At 73.7% G+C, this 16,857-nt stretch carries 17 protein-coding genes; 7 read left to right on the top strand and 10 right to left on the bottom strand.

What is annotated here, in order from left to right; genetic code table 11:
* Positions 1–192: 192 nt before the first annotated feature.
* The 8 genes from O7609_RS20465 to rimP form a co-directional block, all read right to left on the bottom strand.
* Positions 193–1,152, bottom strand: a complete 960-nt coding sequence (locus tag O7609_RS20465) for a bifunctional riboflavin kinase/FAD synthetase (protein ID WP_269735547.1) — start codon at positions 1,150–1,152, stop codon at positions 193–195.
* Positions 1,153–1,257: 105 nt separating this feature from the next.
* Positions 1,258–2,190 (bottom strand): tRNA pseudouridine(55) synthase TruB, encoded by a 933-nt coding sequence (gene truB / locus O7609_RS20460; RefSeq protein ID WP_269735548.1) that lies wholly within the window; start codon positions 2,188–2,190, stop codon positions 1,258–1,260.
* Positions 2,191–2,193: 3 nt separating this feature from the next.
* Entirely contained in the window at positions 2,194–2,727 is a 534-nt protein-coding gene (rbfA, locus tag O7609_RS20455) for a 30S ribosome-binding factor RbfA (RefSeq protein WP_269735549.1), read from the bottom strand.
* Positions 2,728–2,820: 93 nt separating this feature from the next.
* The gene (locus tag O7609_RS20450; protein WP_269735550.1) at positions 2,821–3,117 is read right to left on the bottom strand and encodes a DUF503 domain-containing protein; all 297 of its coding nucleotides are present in this window, start codon (positions 3,115–3,117) and stop codon (positions 2,821–2,823) included.
* 259 nt (positions 3,118–3,376) lie between these two features.
* On the bottom strand, positions 3,377–6,385 hold the full coding sequence (infB, locus tag O7609_RS20445; RefSeq protein ID WP_269735551.1) for a translation initiation factor IF-2: 3,009 nt from the start codon (positions 6,383–6,385) through the stop codon (positions 3,377–3,379).
* A 154-nt stretch (positions 6,386–6,539) separates the two neighbouring features.
* Positions 6,540–6,860 carry a YlxR family protein gene (locus tag O7609_RS20440; protein WP_269735552.1) on the bottom strand — a complete coding sequence of 107 codons (321 nt, stop codon included), beginning with the start codon at positions 6,858–6,860 and terminating at the stop codon, positions 6,540–6,542.
* 106 nt (positions 6,861–6,966) lie between these two features.
* Entirely contained in the window at positions 6,967–7,980 is a 1,014-nt protein-coding gene (nusA, locus tag O7609_RS20435; protein WP_269735553.1) for a transcription termination factor NusA, read from the bottom strand.
* A 2-nt stretch (positions 7,981–7,982) separates the two neighbouring features.
* Entirely contained in the window at positions 7,983–8,519 is a 537-nt protein-coding gene (rimP, locus tag O7609_RS20430) for a ribosome maturation factor RimP (protein WP_269744010.1), read from the bottom strand.
* Positions 8,520–8,859: 340 nt separating this feature from the next.
* On the opposite strand from rimP, the gene O7609_RS20425 reads away from it, so the two are divergent.
* The 3 genes from O7609_RS20425 (at position 8,860) to O7609_RS20415 (ending at position 10,940) form a co-directional block, all read left to right on the top strand.
* On the top strand, positions 8,860–9,441 hold the full coding sequence (locus O7609_RS20425) for a hypothetical protein (protein WP_269744009.1): 582 nt from the start codon (positions 8,860–8,862) through the stop codon (positions 9,439–9,441).
* A gap of 1 nt (position 9,442) precedes the next feature.
* Positions 9,443–9,916: a ferritin-like domain-containing protein gene (locus O7609_RS20420; protein WP_269744008.1), complete on the top strand. Its 474-nt coding sequence runs from the start codon at positions 9,443–9,445 to the stop codon at positions 9,914–9,916.
* 118 nt (positions 9,917–10,034) lie between these two features.
* Positions 10,035–10,940 carry an aminoglycoside phosphotransferase family protein gene (locus tag O7609_RS20415; RefSeq protein WP_269735557.1) on the top strand — a complete coding sequence of 302 codons (906 nt, stop codon included), beginning with the start codon at positions 10,035–10,037 and terminating at the stop codon, positions 10,938–10,940.
* Between the two features lie 28 nt (positions 10,941–10,968).
* Here the strand turns inward: O7609_RS20415 and O7609_RS20410 are convergent, their stop codons facing one another.
* A complete protein-coding gene (locus O7609_RS20410) occupies positions 10,969–11,511 on the bottom strand; it encodes a GNAT family N-acetyltransferase (protein WP_269735558.1) in 543 nt (180 codons plus the stop codon).
* Positions 11,512–11,894: 383 nt separating this feature from the next.
* Here O7609_RS20410 and O7609_RS20405 point away from each other — a divergent pair, with 383 nt between their 5' ends.
* The 4 genes from O7609_RS20405 to O7609_RS20390 are packed head-to-tail and all read left to right on the top strand — an operon-like array spanning position 11,895 to position 16,440.
* Positions 11,895–13,250 carry a cation:proton antiporter gene (locus O7609_RS20405; protein WP_269735559.1) on the top strand — a complete coding sequence of 452 codons (1,356 nt, stop codon included), beginning with the start codon at positions 11,895–11,897 and terminating at the stop codon, positions 13,248–13,250.
* Between the two features lie 21 nt (positions 13,251–13,271).
* A complete protein-coding gene (locus tag O7609_RS20400) occupies positions 13,272–14,426 on the top strand; it encodes an acyl-CoA dehydrogenase family protein (protein WP_269735560.1) in 1,155 nt (384 codons plus the stop codon).
* Positions 14,423–15,889, top strand: a complete 1,467-nt coding sequence (locus tag O7609_RS20395) for an amino acid adenylation domain-containing protein (protein WP_269735561.1) — start codon at positions 14,423–14,425, stop codon at positions 15,887–15,889. Before O7609_RS20400 ends, O7609_RS20395 begins: the two co-directional genes overlap by 4 nt.
* Positions 15,889–16,440, top strand: a complete 552-nt coding sequence (locus tag O7609_RS20390) for a flavin reductase family protein (protein WP_269735562.1) — start codon at positions 15,889–15,891, stop codon at positions 16,438–16,440. Before O7609_RS20395 ends, O7609_RS20390 begins: the two co-directional genes overlap by 1 nt.
* An 85-nt stretch (positions 16,441–16,525) precedes the next feature.
* Here O7609_RS20390 and O7609_RS20385 read toward each other — a convergent pair whose 3' ends face one another.
* Positions 16,526–16,855, bottom strand: coding sequence for an acyl carrier protein (locus tag O7609_RS20385; RefSeq protein ID WP_269735563.1), 330 nt, complete (start codon positions 16,853–16,855; stop codon positions 16,526–16,528).
* Positions 16,856–16,857 lie beyond the last annotated feature (2 nt).

The raw sequence follows: 16,857 nt of genomic DNA, 5'->3' as shown, positions 1-16,857 counted from the left end.
AGGGCCCGCACGAGCCTCTCCCCCACGCTCCTCGGGGCGTCGGCGGGGAACGAGAGGGGGTGCGGGCCTTCGGCGTCCGCGGGGCACGCGCCGGGCTGTGCGGGCCGCACCCGGCCCGCACAGGCGGCAGACGCGCGGAGGAGGACAGCCCAGGGCCGGTCAGGCCGTAGGAAAGGCCGCGGGAGAGGCCGGTCAGGCGGTGGCGGGCTGCGCCTCGGCGACGAGGGTGCGGCTGGTGTCGACGTCGCGGGCCATCTGGGCCAGGAACGCCTCCAGGGACGGGTAGGTCTCCTGGGGGCGGAGGTAGGCCAGGAAGTCGACGCCGACGTGCAGTCCGTAGAGGTCGAGGCCGACGCGGTCGATGGCGTACGCCTCGACGGTGCGCTCGGTGCCGTGGAACTGCGGGTTGGTGCCGACGGAGATGGCGGCGGGCATGTGCTCCCCGGCCACGACGAGCCAGCCCGCGTAGACGCCGTCGGCGGGGATGGCGGTGTAGGGCAGGGTCTCCACGTTGGCCGTGGGGTAGCCGAGGTCGCGCCCGCGCTGCGCCCCGCGGACGACGACGCCCTCGACACGGTGCGGGCGGCCCAGGACCTCGGCGGCGCCCGCGACGTCGCCCTCGGCGACGAGGCGGCGGGTCAGGGAGGAGGAGAACGGCACGCCGCCGCCCGCCTCGCCCTGCACGAAGAGGTCGACGAGCATGACGTCGTAGTCGTAGGTCGCGCCCAGCTCCGTCAGGAGGGCGGTGTCCCCCGCGGCGCGGTGCCCGAAGCGGAAGTTCGGGCCCTCGACGACGGTGCGGGCGTGCAGCCGGTCCACCAGGACCTTGACCACGAACTCGGCGGGCGGCAGCTTGCTGAACTCCGTGGTGAAGGGCAGCACCAGGACGGCGTCGACGCCGAGTTCGGCCATGAGGTCGGCCCTGCGGTCGTGCGGGGCGAGCATCGGCGGGTGGCTGCCGGGCCTGACCACCTCGCGGGGGTGCGGGTCGAAGGTGACGACGACGGCCGGCAGGCCGAGCTCACGGGCGCGGGCCACCGTCCTGCCGATGATCACCTGGTGTCCGCGGTGGACTCCGTCGTACGAGCCGATGGTGACGACGCTGCGTCCCCAGTCCTCGGGGATGTCCGCCAAGCCACGCCAGCGCTGCACAGTGCCCGCTCCTCGGGTGGTGCCGATGTTTCCGTCGCGTCCAAGGGTGCCATGCGGCCCTCGTGGGCCGCTGCCCGGCACGGTCGGACAATGATCACAGCCGCTTCAGGCGAAGACGGCGAGACTCTTCGCCTTGCCGCGGCGCTCCTCGACGAGGGCGAGGAAGCGGTCGCCCGGGCCGAAGACGGCGACAGGCCCGGCCGGGAGCTGGGGCATGTCGAGCTGGACGCCGTTGCAGATGAGCCGGGCCTGCCGTTCCCCGACGTTCCAGCGCGGAAACGCCTGGGCCACGGCCTCTCCGATGGGCAGGATGGTGAGCGCCTCCTGGAGGGCGTCGAGGGTGTGCGCCTCGGCGACGGTGTAAGGGCCGACGCGGGTGCGGCGCAGGGCCGTGAGGTGGCCGCCCACGCTGAGCTCGGCTCCGATGTCGCGGGCGAGGGCCCGGACGTAGGTGCCGGAGGAGCAGATGATGGAGACCAGCAGGTCGAGGACGGGGGTGCCGTCCTCGGCCGTCTCCGGGCGGACGTCGTGGACGACGAACGAGGAGACGGTGACGGGCCGGGCGGCGAGCTGGACGTCCTCGCCCTCGCGCACGCGGGCGTAGGAGCGCTTGCCGTCCACCTTCACGGCGCTGACCTTGGACGGGACCTGCTGGATGTCGCCGGTCTGGCGGGCGACGGCGGCGTCGACGGCCTCACGGGCGAGGCCGTCGGCCGGGGCGGAGCCGGTGAGCTCGCCCTCGGCGTCGTCGGTGACCGTGGTCTGGCCGAGGCGGATGGTGGCGACGTACTCCTTCTCCGTCAGCGCCAGGTGGCCGAGGAGCCGGGTGGCCTTGCCGAGGCCGAGGACGAGGACGCCGGTGGCCATCGGGTCGAGCGTGCCGGCGTGCCCGACGCGCCGGGTGCGGGCGATGCCGCGCATCTTGGCGACGACGTCGTGGGAGGTGAACCCGGCCGGCTTGTCGACGACGACGAGCCCGTCCGGTGGTGCGGGGCGGGCGGTGCGTCCGGGCTGTGCGGGTGCGGGGGTGTCGGCCACGGTTCAGGCGTCCTCGCCGTCCCGCGAGCCGTCCTGCGCGGGACCGGCCCCGGTGCCGGACCCGGACCCGGTACCGGTCCCGGTGCCGGCCTCGGCGTCGGCCCCCTCCTCGCCCTCCTCCGCGGGCTTGCGGTAGGGGTCCGCGTCACCGGCGTACCGGGCGCCGGTGGCCGCGGCGCGCACCTGGGCGTCGGACTCCTTGGCCCGGGCGAGCAGGTCGTCGATGGTGCGGGCGTTCTCCGGAAGGGCGTCGGGGACGAAGGTGAGGGTGGGCGTGAAGCGGACGCCGGTCTGCCGGCCGACCTCGGAGCGCAGCACCCCCTTGGCCGACTCCAGGGCGGCCGCGGAGGCGGCGCGCTCGGTGTCGTCGCCGTAGACGGTGTAGAAGACGGTGGCTTCCCGCAGGTCGCCGGTGACCCGGGTGTCGGTGATCGTGACGTAGCCGAGCCGCGGGTCCTTGATGCGTCGCTGCAGTGTCTCGGCGACGACGACCCGGATGCGGTCAGCCAGCTTGCGTGCCCGCGCGGTGTCGGTCATGTGATCACTCTTTCCGTTCGGTCAGTTCGGGGTGGTGCTGTGGCGAGGGGCGGGAGCGGCGGCCGGCCGGTCCCGCCGGGGCGGCTCGGGCGTCTACTCGTCATCTTCGCCGTGGAAGCGCCGTCGCACGGACAGCAGCTCGATCTCGGGCCGGGCGGCCACGAGGCGCTCGCAGTCGTCCATGATCTCGCTCGCGTGCGCGGCGTCCCCGGAGACGACCGCGAGACCGATGCGGGCGCGCCGCAGCAGGTCCTGGTCGCCGACCTCGGCGACGCTCACGGCGTGTTTGCGGTGCAGCTCCGCCACGATCGGGCGAACGGCGGAGCGCTTCTGCTTCAGCGAGCGAACGTCGCCGAGCAGCAGGTCGAAGGACAGCGTCCCTACATACATGCGGTGCGGGTCAAGCCGACCCGTGGGGCCTCATCCGTCTGGTCAACGGTCGGTGTCGAACAACAGAAACCGTACACGCACCCGGGGCGCGACTTCGACGCATATATGACGCCTCCGGCGGGCACGGCGAGACGTGCGGGGGGGTGGGCAGCGGCGAGCCCGGGGCCGTCCGCCGACGGTGAGTCGGCGAACGGCCCCGGGCCGGTGGGCCGCGTGTGCGGACGCCTGGGGCGTCAGACGCGCTGTGTCACACGCTGTGTCACACGCGCGGCTTCTCCCGCATCTCGTAGGTGGCGATGACGTCGTCCACCTTGATGTCGTTGTAGCTGCCGAGGTTGATACCGCCCTCGAAGCCCTCGCGGATCTCGGTGACATCGTCCTTGAACCGGCGCAGGCCCTCGATGTTGAGGTTCTCCGCGACGACCTTGCCGTCGCGCAGGAGGCGGGCCTTGGTGTTGCGCCGCACCTCGCCGGACCGGATGAGGACACCCGCGATGTTGCCCAGCTTGGAGCTGCGGAAGATCTCGCGGATCTCCGCCGTGCCCAGCTCGACCTCTTCGTACTCGGGCTTGAGCATGCCCTTCAGGGCCGCCTCGATCTCCTCGATCGCCTGGTAGATGACCGAGTAGTACCGGACGTCGACTCCCTCGCGCTCGGCCATCTGCGTCGCGCGGCCTTCGGCGCGGACGTTGAAGCCGATGACGATGGCGTCGGAGCCGGAGGCGAGGTTGATGTCCGACTCGGTCACCGCACCGACGCCGCGGTGCAGCACCCGGATGTCGACCTCCTCGCCGACGTCGAGCTGGAGCAGCGAGGACTCCAGGGCCTCGACGGAACCGGACGCGTCGCCCTTGATGATGAGGTTGAGCTGCTGGACCTCGCCGGCCTTGAGCACCTTGTCCAGGTCCTCCAGAGAGACCCGGCGGGTGCGCTTGGCGAAGGCCGCGTTGCGCTCGCGGGCGGCGCGCTTCTCGGCGATCTGACGGGCCGTGCGGTCCTCGTCGACCACCAGGAAGTTGTCACCCGCGCCGGGCACGTTGGTGAGGCCCAGCACCAGGGCCGGCGTCGAGGGGCCGGCTTCCTGGATGTTGTTGCCCTTGTCGTCGAGCATGGCGCGCACACGGCCGTAGGCGTCGCCCACGACCATCGTCTCGCCGACCCGCAGGGTGCCGCGCTGGACCAGCACCGTGGCCACGGCGCCGCGGCCGCGGTCGAGGTGGGCCTCGATGGCGATGCCCTGTGCGTACTGCTCCGGGTTGGCCCGCAGGTCGAGGGAGGCGTCGGCGGTGAGGACGACGGCCTCCAGCAGGTCGTCGATGTGCAGCCCCTGCTTGGCGGAGATGTCGACGAACATGGTGTCGCCGCCGTACTCCTCCGCGATCAGGCCGTACTCGGTGAGCTGGCCGCGCACCTTCGTCGGGTCGGCGCCCTCGACGTCGATCTTGTTGACCGCGACGACGATCGGGACCTCGGCCGCCTTGGCGTGGTTGAGCGCCTCGATCGTCTGCGGCATCACGCCGTCGTTGGCGGCGACCACCAGGATCGCGATGTCCGTGGACTTCGCACCGCGGGCACGCATGGCGGTGAACGCCTCGTGACCGGGGGTGTCGATGAAGGTGATGCGGCGGTCCTCGCCGTTGACCTCCGTCGCCGCCTGGTAGGCGCCGATGTGCTGGGTGATGCCGCCAGCCTCACCCTCGATGACGTTCGTCTTGCGGATGGCGTCCAGCAGGCGGGTCTTGCCGTGGTCGACGTGACCCATGACGGTCACCACCGGCGGACGGGAGACCAGCGCCTCTTCGCCGCCCTCGTCCTCACCGAACTCGATGTCGAAGGACTCGAGCAGCTCGCGGTCCTCCTCCTCCGGGCTGACGATCTGGACGACGTAGTTCATCTCCTCGCCGAGCAGCGCCAGCGTCTCGTCGGAGACGGACTGCGTCGCGGTGACCATCTCGCCCAGGTTGAACATCACCTGGACCAGCGACGCCGGGTTGGCGTTGATCTTCTCCGCGAAGTCGGTGAGGGAGGCGCCGCGGGAGAGACGGACCGTCTCGCCCTTGCCGCGCGGCAGCATCACGCCGCCGATCGAGGGCGCCTGCATCTGCTCGTACTCCTGGCGCCTCTGCCGCTTCGACTTGCGGCCACGACGCGCCGGACCGCCGGGACGGCCGAACGCGCCCTGGGTGCCACCGCGGCCGCCGGGACCGCCGGGACGGCCACCGAAGCCGGGACGACCGCCGCCACCGGGACGGCCGGCGAAACCGCCGCCGCCACCGCCGGGACGGCCGGCGAAACCGCCGCCACCGGGACGACCGCCGCCGCCCGGACGACCGCCGGGACCGCCGGGTCGACCGCCGCCGGGACCGCCGCGACCGGGGCCGGGGCGCGGACCCGCGGCGGGACGCTGCGGCATCATGCCCGGGTTCGGACGCGGGCCGCCGGGACGGGGACCGCCCTGGCCGGCGCCCTGCGGACGCGGCATGTTGCCCGGGGTGGCGCGGCCGCCGCCGGGAGCCTGCGGGCGCGGGCCCGCCTGGCCGCCGGGGCCGCCGGGACGGCCACCGGGCTTGGGCGCGCCGCCCGGGCGCGGGGCCTGCGGGCGGGCCATACCGGTGTTGCCACCGGAGGTGAAGGGGTTGTTGCCGGGACGCGGGCCGGAGGACCGGCCACCCGGCTTCGGACCGGCGGCACCGGGCTTGGGGGCACCGGGCTTGGGAGCGCCGGGGCGCGCCGCGCCGGGCTTCGGCGGCGTCTGACCGGCCGGGGGCGCGGTGAACTCCGGACGCGAGGGCGCCGGCTTCGGGGCACCCGGACGCGCGGCGCCGGGCTTGGGGGCCGCGCCGGGCTTGGGCGCGGCGGGACGGCCGCCGTCCGCGGCGGCCGGGCGGGGCGCCTCGGCGGCGGGACGGGGACCCGGTGCGGCCGGCTTGGCCGCGTCGGGACGGGCCGCGCCGGGCTTGGGCGCACCCGGCTTGGGGGCAGCCGCCTGCGGCGCACCCGGCTTGGGGGCGCCCGGACGGGCCGCGGGCTTGGGCGCACCCGGCTTGGGTGCGGCGGACTTGGGGGCAGCCGGCTTCGCGGCGGGCTTCCCCGACTTCTTGGCGCCGCCGGACGCGTCCAACGCGTCGGTCAGCTTGCGCACTACCGGCGCCTCGATCGTCGAGGACGCCGAACGGACGAATTCACCGAGTTCTTGGAGCTTGGCCATGACGACCTTGCTTTCGACTCCAAGCTCCTTGGCGAGCTCGTATACCCGGACCTTAGCCACTTCGCTCCTTAGACGGTCCGGGGTGGGCGCCGCCGGACCTTCGCTACTTATGCATGGGCGTACTCATCGCGTACTCATCGAGTGCTCATCGCAATCTCGACCTACTTCCGACTCGCGAGGTACCTCGTCCGCACGACCGTCCGTGCGGACCTTCTTACGGTGTTGCGTTGTGCTGGTGGTCCCCGGTTTCCCGGGACGCCTGTCGCACGTGTCGACCCAGCTCCTCCGTGCCGAGCGGCCGACGGCCCACCGTCGCCCGGAAGGCCCGTGGAAACGCCCGGCGGCGGACCGCCAGATCGAGACAGGCGAGGCTGGGGTGCAGATACGCACCCCGGCCGGGCAGCGTACCGCGAAGATCGGGGACGCATTCACCCTCGATCAACACCACACGCAGCAGATCGGCCTTGACCGAACGCCCTCGGCACCCCACGCAGGTGCGCTCGGGGCATGCTCGGGCTCGTGTCCGGCCAGACACCGTTTAGTCTACCTCCCCGTGCGCGGTTCCCCCTGGCGGGGGGTGACGGCACGATAACGGATACGGATAGTCGTCCATTCCCCGTGGTCGGGGCCGTTCCGAGCGGTCAGCCCGCGGCGGTCCCGGCCTCGGCGGCCTCGGCGCCCGGCGTCTCGTCGGGGCGGATGTCGATGCGCCAGCCGGTCAGCCGGGCGGCGAGCCGCGCGTTCTGGCCCTCCTTGCCGATGGCCAGCGACAGCTGGTAGTCCGGCACGGTGACACGGGCCGAACGGGCGACCTCGTCGATGATGTCGACCCGGCTCACCCGTGCGGGGGACAGCGCGTTGGCGACCAGCTCCGCCGGGTCGTCCGACCAGTCGACGATGTCGATCTTCTCGCCGTGCAGCTCGGCCATCACGTTCCGCACCCGGCCGCCCATGGGCCCGATGCAGGCGCCCTTCGCGTTGAGCCCGGAGCGGGTGGAGTGAACGGCGATCTTGGTGCGGTGGCCGGCCTCCCGGGCGACGGCCGCGATCTCCACGGAGCCGTCGGCGATCTCCGGCACCTCCAGCGCGAAGAGCTTCCGCACGAGGTTGGGATGGGTGCGCGACAGGGTGACGGAGGCACCGCGCACCCCCTTGGCGACCCGTACGACGTACGAGCGCAGCCGGGTGCCGTGGCTGTAGTCCTCCCCCGGCACCTGCTCCTGGGGCGGCAGGATGGCCTCCATCTTGCCGATGTCCACCAGGACGCTCTTCGGGTCGCTGCCCTGCTGCACGACACCGGTGACGATGTCGCCCTCGCGCCCCGCGTACTCGCCGAAGGTGACCTCCTCCTCGGCGTCCCGCAGGCGCTGGAGGATGACCTGCTTGGCGGTCGTCGCGGCGATCCGCCCGAAACCGGTGGGGGTGTCGTCGAACTCGCGGGGCTCCTGGCCCTCGGCGAGGTCGGCGGCGTCCTCGGTGGCCCACACCGTCACGTGGCCGGTGTCCCGGTCCAGCTTGACGCGGGCGTGCCGGCGGCTGCCCTCGGTTCGGTGGTAGGCGATGAGGAGCGCGGCCTCGATCGCCTCCACGAGCAGATCGAAGGAGATCTCCTTCTCCCGGACCAAACCCCGCAGGGCGCTCATGTCGATATCCACGGCTACTCCTCCCCGTCCATCTCGTTGTCGTCCTTCACGTCTGCCTTGTCGTTCTCGCGTGCGGCGGGGCGGTTGAACTCGATCTCGACCCGGGCCCGGGCGATCTCGGCGAACTCCACGCGTCGCTTGGTCGGCTTGCGGCCCTTGACCCCCGGAACCTCCAGGTCGAGGCCGCCCTCGTCGACGGCCTCGATCCGGGCCGTCAGGTCGCCGCCCTCGTGCAGCCGCGCGATGATCAGCCGGCCGACGGCGCGGCGGTAGTGCCGCGGCTCGGTCAGCGGGCGGTCGGCGCCCGGCGAGGTCACTTCGAGGACGTAGGGGGCCGAGCCCATCGGGTCGTCCTCGTCCAGCGCGGCGGAGGCGGCGCGGCTCAGCTCGGCACAGGCGTCGAGCTGCACGCCCTCGTCGGAGTCGACGACGATGCGCAGGACCCGGCGCTTGCCGGCGGGGGTGACGGTGAGTTCCTCGAGATCCAGCCCGCGCTCGGTCACGAGCGGTTCCAGCAGCCCGCGCAGCCGGTCGATCTGGGTGGTGCTCATCCGGGTGACTCCTCGGCCGCGTGTGCTGTTGTCATCTCAAAGGGGGTCGGGGGGTGTCTGAGGGGGGACGCCTGGACGGCAGGCGGAGGCGGCACGCCACCGCGCGTCCCTGGACAGCCTAGCGCGTTGCGCCGACCGTGCCGGAACCGCGGCGCCGCTCGGGTACTCGGGGCGCCGCCGCTCGGGTGCCAGGCAGGGGCACACCGGGGACGCGGCGAGGGCGCCGGGTACCCTCACCGCGACGGTGATCACCTGTTCTGGTCCCGTTCTACCTGCCGACCGTCTGCCTGTGGGGTGTCACGTGGTGTCCAATCCGCCCGGACGGCCGAGCAGACGCGGTTTGCTGGGTGCCGGAACGGCGGGGCTCGCGGCGCTCGGCACGCTGGGGGCGTCCGTCGCCCTCAGCGGCTGCTCCGGCGGCCGGGAGCGTGAGCTGGAGCAGCGGCGGGCCGACGAGCGGGACGCGCGTCTGCGCGGGGCGGCGGCGCGGGACAGCGCCGCCCTGCTGCGGCGCTACGACGCGACGGCCGGAGCCCACCCGGCCCTGGCGGGACGGCTGGCGCCGCTGCGGGCCGACGTGGCCCTGCACCTGACGGCGTTCGGTGCGGCCGGGGGAACTGATGGCGCGTCGGCCTCCCGCTCCCCCGACGCCGCCGCCACCGGGCCGGGCTCCGGCGCATCCGGCGCATCCGGCGCATCCGGCGCATCCGGCGCATCCGGCGCATCCGGCGACGCGACGGTGCCCGAGGGGGCGCGGGAGGCGCTCGCCGAGCTGGCGGCGGCGGAGCGGAGCATCGCCCGGGCCCGCGTCGGCGCGCTGGCCGACGCCCGGCCCGAACTGGCCCGGCTGCTGGCCTCCGTCGCGGCGGCCGGTGAGGTGCACGCGTATCTGCTGGGCGAACGGTCGGCGGGGGGTTCCTGACATGGCGGACGAGCAGCGGCGCGCGGCGGAGCTGACGGCCGTGCAGGCGGCCCTGGCGGCCGAGCACGCGGCCGTGTACGGCTACGGCGTCGTGGGCGCGCGCACCGACGGGCAGGAGCGCCGGGCCGCGCGGGAGGCGCACACCGCGCACCGGGCACGGCGGGACCGGCTGGTGCGGACGGTGCGCGAGCTGGGCGGTGCCCCGCAGCCCGCGCGGGCTGGCTACGTCCTGCCGTACCCGGTGCCGGACGCCGAGGCGGCGATCCGGCTCGCCGCCGAGCTGGAGGACCGTGTGGCGGGGGTGTACGCGGACCTGGTGCGGGCCTCCGAGGGGGCGCGACGACGGGCCGCGGCGGACGCGCTGCGGGAAGCGGCGGTCCGGTCGGCGCGCTGGCGGGGCGGCGGCGTAGCCTTCCCTGGGCTCGCCGAACGGGCCGCCGACGCGCAGCGGGCCGAGCAGGCCGGATCGCGCTGAGGCGCTCGCGGACGGCCGCCGCCCTCGCGGTGGCCGGACGAACCGGCGGGTGCCCGCGCACGACCGGTCGGCCGACCACCGATCCGGCGACCACCGACGGAAAGGCACCCCGCAGCAGATGGTTTCCGCTCTTCCCCCGGAACCGCCGCGACGGCTGGTCCGCGCCCTCGGCCCGGAACATCCCTGGCTCGCCGGACTCCCGGAGCTGACCAGGCGGCTGCTGGAGCGGTGGGAGCTGACGGCGGAGCGCACCGTGCTGCCGGGCGGGCGGTCCAGCGTGGTGCTGCTGGTGCGTCAGGCGGACGGCTCCCCCGCGGCGCTGAAGCTGTGCGCGCCGGCCGGGGCGGGGGCCGGGCCCGAGGCCGCGGCGCTGGCCGCCTGGGACGGGCTCGGCGCCGTCCGGCTGCTGCGGGCCGGCCTCGACGCGGGGGCGCTGCTCCTGGAACGGCTGCACGGCGAGGTCTCGCTCCGGTCGCTCCCGGAGGACAAGGCCATGCTGGAGGCCTGTTCGGCGGTGCGACGGCTGTGGGTGCCGCCGGAGCGGGACGGCTTCGCGTTCACGACGGTGGCCGAGCACACCGGGGCCGAGGTGGAGCGGGTGCTGGAGCGGGCGCCCGAGGACCTCCGGGCCCTCGCGGACACCGCGCTGGCGACCCGCGCGGAGCTGCTGACGGACGCCCCCGCGGGGGTGCTGCTGCACGGCGACTTCCGGCAGGGCGCCGTGCTGGCCTCGGACTCCGGACGAGCGCCGTGGCTCGCGGTCGGTCCGGAGCCGCTGGTGGGCGAGCCGGCGTTCGACCTGGCCCGGCTCGCCCGGGACCGGCTGCACGACCTGGTGGCCTCGCCGGGTGCGGCGGCGGCCACGCGGCGCCGCGTGCACCGGCTCGCCGACTCGCTGGACGTGGACCGGGAGCGGCTGCGCGGCTGGGCGCTGTACCGGGCGGTCGAGTCGGGGGTGCGGCACGTGCTGGCCGGGGACCGGGAAGACGGCGAGCTGCTGCTGGAGTTCGCGGCCTGGCTGTAGCCGGTCCACGCCGTCGGCCGCGGCGCGCTCAGGCTCCCAGGCGGCGCAGCGGCAGCGGGGCGCCCATGACGGCGTAGGGGTGCGGGGCGCTCGGGAAGACGACGCCGCGGGCGAGATCGCGGTAGCCGAGGCGGCGGTAGAGCGACCGGGCGGGGCTCTCCCGGTCGACGGCCGAGAGGATGGAGCGCGGTTCGGCGGCGACGTCCGTGATCGTGGTGATGAGCCGCACGCCGATACCGCGCCGCTGGTAGCCGGGGTGGACGTGCAGCTCGGTGATGGTGAAGGCGTCGTCCAGCCAGCTCTGGGTGCCGGCCCGGCGCAGATAGGGCTCGACGACGGTGGACCACCACTGGGCACGGTCGTTGGGCATGCCGTAGACGAAGCCGACGAGCCGCCCGTTCTCCGTGGTGGCGCCCAGGGCGCGGGCGCCGGGTGCGGTGAGGTGGCGCAGCACGATCGGGCGGCGGATCGCGATCTCGTCGTCGGTCAGCCCGAAGGCGAGTGCCTGGACGGCGAGCGCCTCGTCCACCCGTCCGGCCAGGTCGAGCGCCGCGACCTCCACGTCTGCCATGGGGTGAGCCTACTCACCGGCCGGGGGCAGCCTCGAGCCCGGGAGCGGGCGCGGGTGGGTTCGAGGGCGGGCGTGCAGCAGCGGTCCACCGGCCTTCAAGCGTGTTCGCCCAAGCTGCTCGCACCAGGGGCCCCTCCGGCGCGTCACGGTGTCCGACCGTCCGCCGCGTGCGTGCCCGACCCGCCACTTCTCACGACGGGGGGACGCGTGAGCGACGCACGTGCGGCCACCACGCCGCAGCCCAGAACACAGCCTGCACCCGAGCCGCACGGGCGGAGAAGCGAACCGGAGAACACGAGCGACGCACGTGCGGCCACCACGCCGCAGCCCAGAACACAGCCACGGCGGCCGTGCCGCGGACCGGGGACGGACGGGGTGGTGTGGTGAGCAGTCCGGAACACGCGGAGTGGATCGTCACCACGACGCTGGGCGGAATCGCGCTCGCGCTGGCGGCGGGCGCGGCCTTCGCCGCGCTGGCCCGCCGCTTCGGGCAGCCCGCCGTCATCGGCGAGATCACCGCGGGGGTCTGTCTGGGCCCCAGTGTGCTGGGCCTGTTGCCCGGTGATCTGCCGGGGATGCTCTTCCCGATGGACGTGCGGCCGTATCTGGGGATCGTCGCCCAGGTCGGGCTGCTGCTGTTCATGTTCAGCATCGGCTGGGACTTCGACTACGCCTCCCTGCGCGGCCGCCGCCGGACCACCGGAACGGTGTGGCTGGGCGGCGCGCTGGTGCCGATGGCTCTCGGTCTGGGGCTCGCCGCCGTGCTGTTCGGCGCGCACGACACGGTTGACGGGCAGCAGATCCGGTTCCTGGACTTCGCCCTGTTCCTGGGGACGGCGATGTCCATCGCGGCGTTCCCGGTGCTCGCGCGGATCATCACCGACAAGCGGCTCCATCTGAGCCGGGTGGGCAACCTGGCGCTGGCTCTGGCGGCGCTGGACGACGTGCTCGCCTGGTGCCTGCTGGCCACCGTGGTCGCCCTCGTCACCGCGGGCGGTGCGGGTGGCTTCCTCGGCGTGCTGGGGTGGGGCACGGTCTACGTCATCGTGATGCTGGCCGTCGTCCGGCCGGTGCTGGCGGCGCTGGCGGCCCGGGCCACCGCCGCGGCGGCCCCGTGGCTGGCCATGCTGGCCGCGGCGGGGGCGCTGGGCTCGGCGTACGTCACCTCGCACATCGGCCTGCACGCCATCTTCGGCGCGTTCTTCTTCGGGCTGGTCATGCCGCGCAAGGACCCGCAGCAACTGCTGCGCCGTACCGCGCTGCTGCCGCTGGAGCACCTGAGCAAGCTGCTGCTGCCGCTGTTCTTCGTGGTGACCGGCCTGTCGGTGGACGTGACGGCGATGACGGCGCAGGGCGCGGTGCAGATGCTGCTGATCATTCTGGTGGCCTGCGTCGGCAAGCTCGGCGGCGTGCTGTTCTCGGCCCGGATGACCGGCATGGGCTGGCACGAGGCGACGGTGCTGGGCCTGCTCATGAACACCCGCGGCCTGACCAACTGGGTGATCCTCAACGTCGGGCTCGGACTGGGCCTGCTGAGCACCGAACTCTTCACGGCCTTGGTGATGATGGCGCTGGTCACCACGGCCATGACCGCCCCGTTGCTGTCGTGGCTGCTGCGTCGCGGCGGGACCGACGGCACGGACGGGGAGCGCGCCCCCGCCTCGCGGCCGGCGGACGCTCCCGTGGGCCCGGCCTCGCTCGTCGGCGGCACCACGCCCGATCCCCAGCGCACCCACTGATCGCAGCGGAGGAGACTGACCGTGGAGTTCGACTGGACCGAGCGGCAACGCGCCCGGTATCAAGACACGCTGACCGCCGTGCGGGAGGCATTCGCCGACGACGCGGACGAGACCTCCGCGGAGGTGACGGCCGGCTACTACGACCGCAAGGACTGGCTACTGCTGGGGCAGCTCGGGCTGCTCGGCCTCTCGGTGCCCGAGGGCTACGGCGGCGGGGGCTTCGGGGCCCTGGACACGGCGCTCCAGGTGGAGGCGCTGGGCCGGGGATGCGCGCGGACCGGGCTCGTCTTCGGGGCCAGCGCGCATCTGTTCGCCTGTGCGATGCCCATCGTCGACTTCGGCTCCGAGGAGCTGAAGCGGCGGGTGCTGCCGGGCATGTGCCGGGGCGAGCTGATCGCGGGCAACGCGATGACCGAGGACGAGGCCGGCTCGGACGTCTCCCGGCTGGCCGTCACGGCCCGGCGGGTCGAGGGCGGTTGGGTGCTGGACGGGGAGAAGAGCTTCGTCAGCAACGGTCCGGCCGCCGACGTGTACGTCACCTACGCGACGACGGACCCGAAGGCCGGGCACCTGGGCGTGACGGGCTTCGTGGTGGACCGCACGGCCGCGGGGGTGACGGCGGGCGAGCCGATGGCCAAGATGGGCCTGTCCCAGTGCCCGGCCGGCACCGTGCGGTTCGACGGCTGCTTCGTGCCGGACTCCGACGTGCTGGGCGAGCCGGGCCAGGGCGGGTTCATCTTCCAGCACTCGATGGGCTGGGAGCGGGCGTGCCTGTTCGCCGGGTACGTCGGGCTGGCGGACCGGCTGATCGACCTGTCCGTGGCCCATGTGCGCTCCCGCCGCCAGTTCGGCAGGCGGATCTCCGAGTTCCAGGCCGTCTCGCACCGGATCGCCGACATGAAACTGCGCGTCGAGTCGGCCCGGCTGCTGCTGTACCGGGCCTGCTGGGAGATGGACGAGCGGCGCCCGGCGACGCTGGCGATCGCCCTGTCGAAGCTGGCCGTGTCCGAGGGCGTGGTCACGGCCGCGCTGGACGCGGTGCGGCTCTTCGGCGGGCGCGGCTATCTGCGGGCCGGACGCATCGAGGCGGCGCTGCGGGACGCGGTGCCCGCGGTCATCTTCTCCGGAACCTCCGACATCCAGCGGGAACTGATAGCGAGGGAGCTGGGCATATGAGACTGCACGAACTCCTCACGGCCTCGGCGCGGCGGCACCCGCGGGCGGTGGCGGTGCACGGGCCGGAGGGCCCGGTGAGCTACGCCGAGCTGGACGCGCTCGCCGACCGGTACGCCGCCGCGCTGACGGCGCGGGGCGTGCGTCCGGGGGACCGGGTGGTGATCTGGAGCCACAAGGGGGTGCGGACGGTCGCCGTCATGCAGGCGGCCCTGCGCACCGGGGCGATCTACGTTCCGGTGACCGGGTCCAATCCGCCGGCGCGGCTGGCCCGGATCACCTCCAGTGCGGCACCCGCCCTCGTCGTCGCCGATCCGGAGGCCGCCGAGCGGGCCCGTCCGGACTGGGCAGGGGCGCCGCTGGTGACGTTCGGGGAGCTGCTGGAGGCTGCTCCGGAGGGCGCGTCGGCGTCCCCGCACGAGAGCGCACCCGACGATCCTGCCTACATCCTCTACACCTCCGGCTCCACCGGCGAGCCGAAAGGCGTGTGCATCAGCCACCGCAACGCGCTCGCGTTCGTGGAGTGGGCGGTGGCGGAGCTGGACGTCGGGCCGGACGACCGGCTCTCCAACCACGCGCCGTTCAACTTCGACCTTTCGGTCTTCGACCTGTACGCGGCGTTCGCCGCCGGGGCCGCCGTCCACCTGGTGCCGCAGGAGATGGCCTACGCGCCCGCCCAGCTCGCGCAGTTCATGCGGGAGCGGGAGATCACCGTCTGGTACTCGGTGCCCTCGGCGCTCAGCCTGATGATCCGCGAGGGTGACCTGCTGGACGAGGAGCCGCCGCCGGCCCTGCGCGCCTGCGTCTTCGCCGGGGAGCCGTTCGCGATCCACCACGTCCAGGCACTGCGGACGCGGTGGCCGAAGGTGCGGCTGCTGAACTGGTACGGGCCCACGGAGACCAACGTCTGCACCTCCTACGAGGTCACCGACGCCGACCTGGAGCGGACCGGCGCGCTGCCCATCGGCGTCGCCTGCTCCGGGGACGAGGTGACGCTCGATCCGCCCGGGGCCGAGGAGGGCGAGGTCGTGGTCGCGGGCCCGACCGTGATGCTCGGCTACTGGGGCAGGGAGCCGCACACCGGCCCGTACCGCACGGGTGACCTGGCCCGCCGGGACGAGGAGGGACGGCTCCACTACGTCGGCCGCCGGGACCACATGGTGAAGATCCGCGGTCACCGGATCGAGCTCGGCGAGATCGAGTCGGCCATCGGTTCCCTGGACACCGTGGCGGACGTCGCGGTGCTGGTGGCCGGTTCGGGGCTGGAGGCCACGCTGCACGCGGTCGTGGTTCCCGCGCCCGAGGGGCGCCCGTCCCTGCTCAACGTCAAGCGCTGCTGCGCGGAAAGGTTGCCGACCTACATGATCATCGACAAGTTGCACGTGCAGGACGACCTCCCGAGGACCGCGAACGGAAAGCTCGACCGGCCGCTGCTGGCCGCCAAGATAGAGGCAGGGGAACTGTGATGAGCACTCAGGACCTGATGTCGGACGCGCTGTCCTCGGTCGACCTCCAGACGTTCCGGCAGGTCATGGCCTCCTTCGCCAGCGGCATCACCGTGGTCACGACCACGGACGCCGAGGACGTGCCGCGCGGGCTGACGTGCTCGGCCTTCTGCAGCGTCTCCGTGGACCCGCCGCTGCTGCTCAACAGCGTGGCGAGCCGCAGCGGTTCGCTGAAGGCGATCCTGGAGCGCGGCCGGTTCGCGGTGAACATCCTGTCCTCGGACGACGAGAAGGCCTCCAACGTGTTCGCCTCCGGCGCCCCGGACAAGTTCGACCAGGTGGCCTGGGAACCGGGCCCGACGACGGGCATGCCGCTGCTGCGCGGCACGGTGGCGCACGCGGAGTGCGAGCTGGACAACTCGGTCGTGGCCGGTGACCACACCCTGCTGCTGGGCCGGGTCGTGGCGGGTGCCGCGGGCCTGGACAAGCTGCCGCTGACGTACTGGCGCAGCGACTACGCCAAGCTGGCGCCGGGGGCCCATGCGGTGCACCCGATGCCGAGCGCCGCGTGAGGCGCTGAGCGGGGCACGCGAAGGGGGGCCGCCGGTGGGCGGCCCCCCTTTCCGCGTCCGCGGGCGAGACGTCGGCGGGTGCGGGTCAGACCAGCAGCCAGGCCGGCGTCCGCGGGTGGTGGCGCTCCGACTCCAGGTAGGCGGTCAGGGCGCGCAGGGTGTCGCAGTGGCGCAGCGCCTCCAGGGTGAGTTCGCTGCCGCACTCGCGCTCCAGGTCGTGGGCGATCTGCCGGGCGTCCAGCGAGTCGAGGTTCAGGTCGGCGACGGGTGCGTCGACGTCCACCGCGTCGGGCGTGACGTCCAGTTGCCGTGCGATGCGGCGGACCAGCCAGTCCTGGAGGGGTGGTGCGGAACCGGCCGGTCCCGGCCGCTGTCCTGTCCGATCCCCTGTGCGCTGTCCTGCTGCTGTGTGCATGT

Source organism: Streptomyces sp. WMMC1477, assembly GCF_027460245.1.
In the GTDB taxonomy this organism is placed as follows: domain Bacteria; phylum Actinomycetota; class Actinomycetes; order Streptomycetales; family Streptomycetaceae; genus Streptomyces.
The sequence above is the reverse complement of the archived record's forward strand: the minus strand, read 5'-3'. Positions and strand labels throughout refer to the sequence as shown.